The organism is uncultured Rhodoblastus sp., assembly GCF_903903185.1.
GTDB lineage: Bacteria > Pseudomonadota > Alphaproteobacteria > Rhizobiales > Beijerinckiaceae > Rhodoblastus.
Window position 1 is genome coordinate 1 of sequence record NZ_CAIUXT010000254.1, and the last position, 7189, is coordinate 7189.

General features: G+C 65.0%; 4 protein-coding genes and 1 pseudogene. 4 read left to right on the forward strand and 1 reads right to left on the reverse strand.

Going from position 1 to position 7189, the window contains the following annotated elements; translation table 11 throughout:
• The coding region (gene tuf / locus QZY01_RS23605; protein ID WP_294542152.1) for an elongation factor Tu at positions 1-1110 on the reverse strand (1110 nt) is incomplete at its 3' end.
• A gap of 516 nt (positions 1111-1626) precedes the next feature.
• Between tuf and kdpA the strand changes: the two genes are divergently transcribed.
• The 4 genes and pseudogenes from kdpA to QZY01_RS23625 all read left to right on the forward strand — a co-directional run.
• Entirely contained in the window at positions 1627-3336 is a 1710-nt protein-coding gene (gene kdpA / locus QZY01_RS23610) for a potassium-transporting ATPase subunit KdpA (RefSeq protein WP_294542154.1), read from the forward strand.
• Between the two features lie 13 nt (positions 3337-3349).
• On the forward strand, positions 3350-5437 hold the full coding sequence (gene kdpB / locus QZY01_RS23615) for a potassium-transporting ATPase subunit KdpB (RefSeq protein WP_294542156.1): 2088 nt from the start codon (positions 3350-3352) through the stop codon (positions 5435-5437).
• Between the two features lie 10 nt (positions 5438-5447).
• Positions 5448-6044 carry a potassium-transporting ATPase subunit KdpC gene (kdpC, locus tag QZY01_RS23620; protein WP_294542159.1) on the forward strand — a complete coding sequence of 199 codons (597 nt, stop codon included), beginning with the start codon at positions 5448-5450 and terminating at the stop codon, positions 6042-6044.
• A gap of 3 nt (positions 6045-6047) precedes the next feature.
• Positions 6048-7189 (forward strand): annotated as a pseudogene (locus QZY01_RS23625) (sensor histidine kinase KdpD); the annotation flags it as partial.

Consider the following 7189-nt stretch of genomic DNA (forward strand, 5'->3'; position numbering starts at 1 on the left):
CGCGATCGGCACGATCAGCGCCACGTCCACCGTCACATTGTCGCCCGGCATCACCATTTCCGTGCCTTCCGGCAGGGTCACGATGCCCGTCACGTCGGTCGTGCGGAAATAGAACTGCGGACGATAATTGGTGAAGAACGGCGTGTGACGCCCGCCCTCTTCCTTCGTCAGGATATAGGCCTCGGCCTTGAACTTGGTGTGCGGCTTCACCGAACCCGGCTTCGCCAGAACCTGGCCGCGCTCCACGTCCTCGCGCTTGGTGCCGCGCAGCAGCGCCCCGATATTGTCGCCCGCCTGACCCTGATCCAGCAGCTTGCGGAACATTTCGACGCCGGTCACCACCGTCTTGATGGTCGGACGCAGGCCCACCACTTCGACTTCCTCGCCGACCTTGACGATCCCGCGCTCGACGCGGCCCGTCACCACCGTGCCGCGGCCCGAGATCGAGAACACGTCCTCGACCGGCATCAGGAACGGCAGATCGACCGGACGCTCCGGCTGCGGAATATAGTCGTCAACCGTCTTCATCAGGGCGATGATCGCGTCATGGCCGATCGTCTTGTCGCCATTGTCCAGCGCCACCTTGGCCGAACCCTTGGTGATCGGAATGTCGTCGCCGGGGAAATCGTATTTGCACAGAAGTTCGCGCACTTCCATCTCGACCAGTTCCAGCAGTTCCGGATCGTCGACGAGATCGACCTTGTTGAGGAACACAACCAGCGCCGGCACGCCGACCTGGCGGGCGAGCAGAATGTGCTCGCGGGTCTGCGGCATCGGGCCGTCGGCCGCCGAAACCACCAGAATCGCGCCGTCCATCTGCGCCGCGCCGGTGATCATGTTCTTCACATAATCGGCGTGGCCGGGGCAATCGACATGCGCGTAATGGCGCTTGGCGGTCTCGTATTCGACATGCGCCGTCGAAATGGTGATGCCGCGCGCCTTTTCTTCCGGCGCCTTGTCGATCTGGTCGTAGGCGGTGAACGTCGCCCCGCCCGACTCCGCCAGAATCTTGGTGATCGCCGCCGTCAGCGACGTCTTGCCATGGTCAACGTGACCGATCGTGCCGATGTTGCAGTGCGGCTTGTTGCGTGAAAATTTTTCCTTGGCCATGGCCCTCGTTCCGGATGCAGGCAGTCAAATCCAACGAGGGCGCTCATTAAGGGGCTTTCAACACAACATCAAGAGCCATTTCGCTTTTGCGCTCAAGGGCTCGCGCCGCCCTCGCCCGCCATCAGGCCCCGAGCAGGGCAAGTTAGACGATAGCTAACTGTTTTAATTATGTTTTTTCCATACTCCGGCGGCGCTGCGGCGTTTTGTGCGCCGCCGTCTTTACAAAGCCCTTATGGTTTCGATCCGCCTTCCCTATCGAAACTTGACGCGCGAAGCGCGATGGTCGCGCCGCAACAGCAAAGGAGGACGCCATGTCCGATCCCGCCTTCATTGGTCTCGGCCTCGTTCTACTCGGCGCCCTGGCGCTCTACGCCAAAGCCCTGACGCGAGCCTGAGGGAGATCGCAATGTTCGAACCTCTGCTTGGCCTCGCCGTGGCGATTGCCCTCGGCGTCTATCTGATCTTCGCCCTGCTCAACCCCGAGCGATTCTGAATTCCCTTTTCGGGAGATAAGCCATGACTTTCACCGGCTGGTTGCAAATCGGCCTGATCCTCGGCCTCGCGGCGCTCACCGCCCGGCCGCTGGGATTTTACATGGCGCGGGTGTTTTCCGGCGAGAGCACCCTGCTCTCGCCGGTTCTCGCGCCGATAGAGCGCGGCTTCTACAAGCTCGCCGGGGTCGCGCCAGAGCGCGAACAGGGCTGGCTTGCCTATACGCTGGCCATGCTGGCCTTTTCCGCCGCCGGCTTCGTCTCGCTTTACGCCATCCTGCGGCTTCAGGCCTTCCTGCCGCTCAATCCGCAAGGTTTTGATGGCGTGCCGCCCGATCTCGCCTTCAATACCGCCGTCAGCTTTCTGACCAACACCAATTGGCAGGCCTATGGCGGCGAGACGACGATGAGCCATTTCTCGCAAATGGCCGGCCTCGCCGTACATAATTTCCTCTCCGCCGCGACGGGCGTCGCGCTGGCGCTCGCGGTGACGCGCGCCTTCGCCCGCGCCAATGCTGCGACGCTCGGCAATTTCTGGGTCGATATGACACGCGCCACGCTCTATGTGCTGCTGCCGCTGTCGCTGGTCCTCGCGCTGGGCTTCCTCGCGTCCGGCGTGCCGCAGACGCTGCAAGGTTCGGTGGACACGACGACGCTCGAAGGCGCCAGACAGACCATTGCGCTCGGTCCGATGGCCAGCCAGGAGGCGATCAAGCAACTCGGAACCAATGGCGGCGGCTTCTTCAACACCAATGCCGCGCATCCGTTGGAAAACCCCAATGCTTTCGCCAATATTTTGCAGATCTGGTCGATGCTGGCGCTTTCCACCGCCCTGCTCGTCACCTTTGGCGTCATGGTCGGCGACGAGCGCCAGGGCTGGGCCTTCGTCCAGACCGTCGGCATTCTGCTCGTCGTCGGCGCCGGAATTGTCTATTGGGCGGAAAGCGCCGGCAATCCGCTGCTGACCACGCTTGGCCTCGATCCCGCGGCGGGCAATATGGAGGGCAAGGAGCAGCGTTTCGGCGCCTCCATGTCTGCCCTTTACGCAGCGGTGACGACAGGACTGTCCTGCGGCGCGGTCAATGCCATGCACGATTCGCTGACGCCGCTCGGCGGACTGATTCCACTGTTCCTGATCCAGCTCGGCGAGATTTTGCCCGGCGGCGTCGGCTCGGGGCTTTATGGGCTGATCGTCTTCGCCATTCTCTCGGTGTTCATCGCCGGGTTGATGGTCGGGCGCACGCCGGAATTCCTCGGCAAGAAAATCGAATCGCGCGAAATCAAGCTGGCGATGCTGGCGGTGCTGATTTTGCCGCTGGCGATCCTCGGCTATTCCTCGGTCGCCGCCGTTCTGCCCTCCGCTTTGGCCAGTCTCGCCAATAACGGGCCGCATGGATTGTCGGAAATCCTCTACGCCTACACTTCGGCTGCCGGCAACAACGGCTCGGCTTTCGCCGGCCTGTCGGCCAATACGCCCTGGTATAATGTCACCACCGCCATCGCCATGATCCTCGGGCGCTTCGCCTATGTCGTGCCGGTGATGGCCATCGCCGGCGCCGTCGCCGCCAAGAAGAAGGCGCAGCCCTCCGCCGGAACCTTCCCCACCGACGGCGGCCTGTTCGTGGGGCTCTTGATCGGCGTGATCCTGATCGTTGGCGGCTTGCAATATTTCCCCGCCCTGGCCCTCGGTCCCATCGTCGAGCATGTCCTGATGCTCGCCGGCAAGACGTTCTGAGGAGTTTTTGCAGATGTCCACGAAATCCGTCGCCAAACACCAGCTCGCCCTGTTCGATCCGGCGATCATCGGCGCCGCCGCGCTCGACGCGCTGAAAAAGCTGGCGCCCCATCGTCTCGCGGCCAATCCGGTGATTTTCGTCACCGAAGTCGTCGCCGCGCTGGTGACTTTCCTGTGGCTGCGCGCGCTCTTTCAGGGCGGCGCCGATCCATCCTTTTCCGGCCAGATCGCGCTGTGGCTGTGGTTCACTGTGCTGTTCGCCACATTCGCCGAAGCGGTGGCCGAAGGACGCGGCAAGGCGCAGGCCGCGACCCTGCGCGCCACCCGTTCCGACACCGTCGCCAAGCGGCTTATCGACCCGAAGAACGCCGCCCAGACTTCCGGCGCGCCTATCGCCGGGGCGGTCGAGACGGTTGCCGCGCTCGATCTGCGCGCCGGCGACGTGGTGCTGGTCGAGGCCGGCGACGTCATCCCTTCCGACGGCGACATTATCGAAGGCGTCGCCTCGGTGAACGAAAGCGCCATCACCGGCGAGTCGGCGCCGGTGATCCGCGAGGCCGGCGGCGACCGCTGCGCCGTCACCGGCGGCACCACGGTCCTGTCCGACTGGATCAAGGTGCGCATCACCGCCCAGCCCGGCTCGACCTTCATCGACCGCATGATCGCCCTCGTCGAGGGCGCGGAACGCCAGAAGACGCCAAACGAACTCGCCCTTTCGGTGCTGCTCGCCGGCCTGACCCTGATCTTCCTGATCGCCGTGGTGACGCTTTGGGGTCTGGCCGCCTATTCAGGCGCGCAGGTCGGGGTCGTGGTGCTGGTGGCTCTGCTGGTGACCTTGATTCCCACCACCATCGGCGGGCTGCTTTCGGCCATCGGCATCGCCGGCATGGACCGGCTGGTGCGCTTCAACGTGCTGGCGACCTCGGGGCGCGCGGTCGAGGCGGCGGGCGATGTCGATACGCTGCTGCTCGACAAGACCGGCACCATCACCTTCGGCAATCGCATGGCCAGCGAATTCTTGCCGCTGCCGGGCGTTTCCGCGATCACGCTGGCGGAGGCCGCGCTCGCCGCCAGCCTTGGCGACGATACGCCGGAAGGCCGCTCGATCGTCGCCTTGGCCAAAGCCGATTACGGCGCGACGGCGCCCGATTTTGGCGACGTGAAGCCGGCCATCGTGCCCTTCGCCGCCCAGACCCGCCTGTCCGGCGTCGATATCGGCGACCGCTCGATCCGCAAGGGCGCGGTCGAGGCTTTGTTCCGCTTCATCGGCCTTCCGTCCGACCAGGCGCCTGCGGAATTCCGCGTCGGCGTCGAGCGCATCGGCAACAGCGGCGGCACGCCGCTGGCGGTGGCCGATAATGGCATTCTACTCGGGCTGATCCACCTCAAGGACGTGGTCAAGCCGGGGATTCGCGAGCGATTCGCCGCCCTGCGCGCCATGGGCATCAAGACGGTGATGATCACCGGCGACAATCCGCTGACTGCCGCCTCCATCGCTTCCGAAGCCGGCGTCGATGACTTTCTCGCCGAGGCCACGCCCGAGGACAAGCTCAAGCTGATCCGCAAGGAACAGACCGGCGGGCGTCTCGTCGCCATGTGCGGCGACGGCACAAACGATGCGCCCGCCCTCGCCCAGGCCGATGTCGGCGTCGCCATGCAAACCGGCACGCAGGCCGCGCGCGAGGCCGGCAACATGGTCGATCTCGACAGCGACCCGAGCAAGCTGATCGAAGTGGTCGAAATCGGCAAGCAGCTGTTGATGACGCGCGGCTCGCTGACGACCTTTTCCATCGCCAATGACGTGGCGAAATATTTCGCCATCCTGCCGGCTCTGTTCGTCGCCACTTATCCCGAACTGGAGACGCTCAACGTCATGCATCTCGCCTCGCCGCAATCGGCGATCCTGTCGGCGGTGATCTTCAACGCCATCATCATCGTGCTGCTGATCCCGCTGGCGCTCAAGGGCGTGGCCTATCGGGCCGTCGGCGCGGCGGCGCTGCTGCGGCGCAACCTGCTGATCTACGGCCTCGGCGGATTGATCGTCCCGTTCATCGGCATCAAGGCGATCGACCTGTTCGTCGCCGCGCTGCATCTGGCTTGAGGAGCTTACCATGCAATATCTTCGCCCGGCCGTCGTCCTGCTGTTGCTGTTCACCCTGCTGACCGGAATCCTCTATCCGCTCGCCCTGACCGGCGTCGCCGCCCTGGCCTTTCCCTGGCAGGCCGGCGGCGAACTGATCGCGCGCAACGGCAAGGTGGTCGGCTCGGCGCTGATCGGCCAGAATTTCACCGACCCGCGCTATTTCCAGCCGCGCCCCTCGGCGACCTCCACGCCCGACCCCAACGACGCCAGCAAGACCGTGGACGCGCCCTATAACGCCGCCAATTCCTCAGGCTCCAATCTCGGCCCGACCAGCAAGGCGCTGATCGACCGCGTCACGGCGGCCGTCGAGGAAAAGCGCAAGGCCGGCTGGACTGGCGCCCTGCCCGCCGACGCCCTTACCACCTCGGCTTCGGGCCTCGACCCGCATATTTCGCCGGAAAACGCGCTGCTTCAGGCGCCCTCGGTCGCCAAGGCGCGCGGCGTCGATGCGGAAAAGCTGCGGGCGCTCATCTTGTCTCATGTGGACAAGCCGTGGCTCGGCGTCCTCGGCGAGCGTCGCGTCAATGTCCTCTTGCTCAATCTGGCGCTGGACGATCTAACTTAGTTCATGGCGACAGAACGCGAACTCGACCGCCGGCCCGACCCCGATGCGCTGCTGGCGATGGCGGGGCGCGAGGGGCGAGGCAAACTCAAGGTCTTTCTCGGCGCCGCGCCCGGCGTCGGCAAGACCTTCGCCATGCTGTCGGGCGCGCGCCGGCTCAAGGCCGAGGGAATCGACGTCGTCGTCGGCCTCGCGGAGACCCACGGGCGCTCGGAGACCGCCGCCCTGCTCGAAGGGCTGGAACAGATTCCGCGCAAGAAAATCGACTATCGCGGACGCACGCTGGAGGAATTCGACATTGACGCGGCGCTCAAGCGCAAGCCCGCGCTGATCGTCGTCGATGAACTCGCCCACACCAACGCGCCGGAAAGCCGCCATCCCAAACGCTGGCAGGATGTCGAGGAATTGCTCGACGCCGGCCTTGACGTGTGGACCGCGCTCAATATCCAGCATCTCGAGAGCCTCGCCGAAGTGGTCAGCCGCGTCACCGGCATATTGGTGCGCGAAACCGTTCCGGACACGATTTTGAAACGCGCCGACGATGTCATTCTGGTCGATATCACCCCCGACGAATTGATCCAGCGGCTCAACGAGGGCAAGGTCTACCTGCCGGAGACCGCCCGGCGCGCGACGCAGAATTTCTTCACCCCGCGCAACCTCACCGCCTTGCGCGAACTGGCCCTGCGCCGCACCGCCGACCGCGTCGACGACCAGATGGTCGAACACCTGCGGCAGGCCGCGATCGAAGGCCCCTGGGACACTTCCGACCATCTGCTGGTCTGTTTCGGCTGCGACGGCCAGGCCGAGCGCGTGGTCGGCGCCGGCGGGCGGTTGGCGACCCGACTCAACGCCTCCTGGGTCGCAGCCCACGTCGCCACCGCGCAGGCCGGCGACAATGACCCGGCCGGAGTCAAGATGGTCGATGACGCCTTCCGTCTCGCGGAAAGGCTCGGCGCCGAGACGGTGCGGCTGTCGGGCGCGGATCCTGTCGAGGAGCTTTTGCGCTACGCCCGGCGTGAAAACATCACCCAGATCGTTTTCGCCCGTCCGCGCCGACGCCGGTTCGGCGCGCCGTTCAAGACAACTTTCGCCGAGGAATTGCTGCGGCGCGCCAGGGACATTCCGATCCAGCTGCTCGACGCGAGCGA

What these genes read in the sequence shown, in the direction of transcription:
- kdpA (WP_294542154.1), top strand. Translation starts at nt 1,627, where the DNA reads ATGACTTTCACCGGCTGGTTGCAAATCGGCCTGATCCTCGGCCTCGCG.
- kdpB (WP_294542156.1), top strand. Translation starts at nt 3,350, where the DNA reads ATGTCCACGAAATCCGTCGCCAAACACCAGCTCGCCCTGTTCGATCCG.
- kdpC (WP_294542159.1), top strand. Translation starts at nt 5,448, where the DNA reads ATGCAATATCTTCGCCCGGCCGTCGTCCTGCTGTTGCTGTTCACCCTG.